The organism is Pseudomonas sp. ANT_H4 (assembly GCF_008369295.1).
In the GTDB taxonomy this organism is placed as follows: Bacteria; Pseudomonadota; Gammaproteobacteria; order Pseudomonadales; family Pseudomonadaceae; genus Aquipseudomonas.
This window is the reverse complement of record NZ_VOBG01000063.1, coordinates 1-2381: the sequence shown is the minus strand read 5'-3', so window position 1 is coordinate 2381 and position 2381 is coordinate 1. Positions and strand designations below refer to the sequence as shown.

The 2381-nt window shown below is 56.4% G+C and carries 2 protein-coding genes; both read left to right on the top strand.

All coding sequences use genetic code 11. The features are described 5' to 3' along the window. Positions 1-6: 6 nt before the first annotated feature. Positions 7-1236, top strand: a complete 1230-nt coding sequence (locus tag FQ182_RS29450) for a TolC family protein (RefSeq protein ID WP_231990974.1) — start codon at positions 7-9, stop codon at positions 1234-1236. Positions 1237-1324: 88 nt separating this feature from the next. Beyond that, the coding region (locus FQ182_RS29445) for an efflux RND transporter periplasmic adaptor subunit (RefSeq protein ID WP_149494082.1) at positions 1325-2381 on the top strand (1057 nt) is incomplete at its 3' end.

Sequence of the window (2381 nt, the reverse complement as noted above, 5' to 3'; positions counted from 1 at the left end):
AAGACCATGCTAAGAGCAGGTCTCATTTCGATCCTTGCGCTTTTGACTAGTCCTTTGTTTGCGGCGACCGCTCAAATGCTCACAATGGATCAGGCGCTTGAAACTGCTTTTGCCAACAATCCTGATCTGGCTGCAGCGCAGTGGGAGACTGGTATTGCTCAGGGAGAGCGACAGCAGGCAGGGTTGATCCCTAACCCTGAGGTTTCCTGGGAGGCTGAAGATACTCGGCGAAACTCGCGCACTACGACGGTAATGATCAACCAGCCGATCGAGCTTGGCGGTAAGCGCGGGGCTAGGATCGAAGTGGCCAGTCGAGCTCAAGACGCGGCCGGGATTGAATTGGAACGCAAACGCAATGTTCTGCGTGCCGATGTCATTCAGGCGTTTTACAGCTCCTCGACGGCTCAGCAAAGGCTGCTGTTATCACGTCAATCAATTGAGCTCGCCGAGCGCGGTTTGCGTGTAGCGCAAGGTCGCATCAAGAGTGGTAAATCCTCACCCGTTGAAGGTACTCGCGCAGAGGTTCAGCTATCAGAAGTGCGTCTGGAGCTGAGGCGGGCTGAGCGGGATGAGGCCAGTGCCTACCAGCGACTCGCTCAGGTCATGGGCGCGCCTTTGCCTGCATTCGTGTCTGTGGGTGATCCAGGCCGGTCGATACCAACCGTACCGGATTCGTCACTGCTGCTTAATCGCATAGGTGAAACCGCGGAACTACGATTGGCAAAACTGCAAATAGATCAGCGGGAAGCCTCCCTTGGCCTGGAGAAGGCTCAGCGAATTCCCGACCTCACCGTGAGTATCGGGAGCCAATACGACGAGCGCGAGCGCGAGCGGGTGAATGTCGTGGGGCTGTCTATGCCCATCCCGTTATTCAATCGTAACCAGGGCAATGTACTGGCAGCTGCCCGCCGAACTGATCAGGCCCGCGACCTTCGCAATGCCAGTGAGTTACGCCTGCGCACAGAAATCCAGACCACCCTGGATCAGTGGGTGACGGCTAACACTGAAGTCGCGTCGTTCAATCAAACCATCCTGCCTGCCGCGCAAAGTGCCGTCGACACCGCTACCCGAGGTTTCGAAATGGGCAAGTTTAACTTCCTCGACGTACTCGATGCTCAGCGCACCTTGATTAGCGCCCGCACGCAATACATCCAGGCTATCGCCGAGGCGACAGACGCCTGGGTGCGCATCGAGCGAATTTTCGGAGATGTCGCCCTTCTCACTCGCACTCCGTGAATTTCATATAACGCTTTTTTTACCGCTGCTCAGCATCGCAATACCACGGTAATCCGTGACTGCCGACTGGGCTGCGCAGGGAGTTTCCATGGATAAAAAACTAATTCTCGTCACTGCACTGACCTTGACGGTGGGTATAGGCATCGGCTCGTTGTGGATGGGCAGCCCATCGGTGCTCTCAGCCGAGGCTCAGGCTCAGGCTCAGGCTCAGGAGGGCAAAGGCCATGACGATCACGGCGATGAAACTACTGGCAAGAAATCGGCCGAGGGCGAACACGTCGAAGGCGAAGCGGAAGAAGGTCACTTGACTCTGAGCGAAGAGCAGATCAGCTCAGCCGGCATCCAGTTGGTCGAAGCCAAGGCGCAGAGTATTAGCCTTTCATTGCCCTTTCCTGGAGAAATCCGTTTTGATGAAGACCGCACTGCGCATGTGGTGCCCCGCGTACCCGGTGTCGTCGAGTCGGTCCATGTCAATCTTGGTCAACCGGTGAAAAAAGGCCAGTTGCTGGCCGTGATCGCCAGCCAACAAATTTCTGATCAGCGTAGTGAACAAGCCGCGGCGCAACGTCGTCTTGAGTTGGCCCGTACTACCTACGAGCGAGAGCGACAGTTATGGCAGGACAAAATCTCTGCCGAACAGGATTTCCTGCAAGCCCGCCAGGCTTTGCAAGAAGCCGAAATCGCCCTCAGCAATGCTCGACAAAAAATCAGCGTACTCAGTGGCAGCTCGGTCACCAGCGGGGGTAACCGATATGAATTGCGTGCGCCGTTTGACGGGGTTGTCGTTGAGAAACACTTGGGCCTCGGTGAGGTTGTCAGCGAAACCACTAATGCCTTCACCCTCTCCGACTTGTCGCGTGTGTGGGTGACCTTTGGTGTCTCGCCAAAGGATTTAAACAAGGTACTGGTGGGCAAGTCGGTCACGGTCAGTGCGCCGGAACTGAATGCCGAAGTCACTGGAACCGTGGCCTATGTAGGCAGTTTGTTGGGCGAGCAAACTCGTACAGCCACGGTCCGCGTGACCTTGGCCAATCCACAAGGTGCATGGCGTCCCGGGCTATTCGTGACCGTGCAGGTTGACACTGATACTCGGCAAACAAAGGTCGCAGTACCAGAAGCGGCTATCCAGACGGTCGAGGACAAGC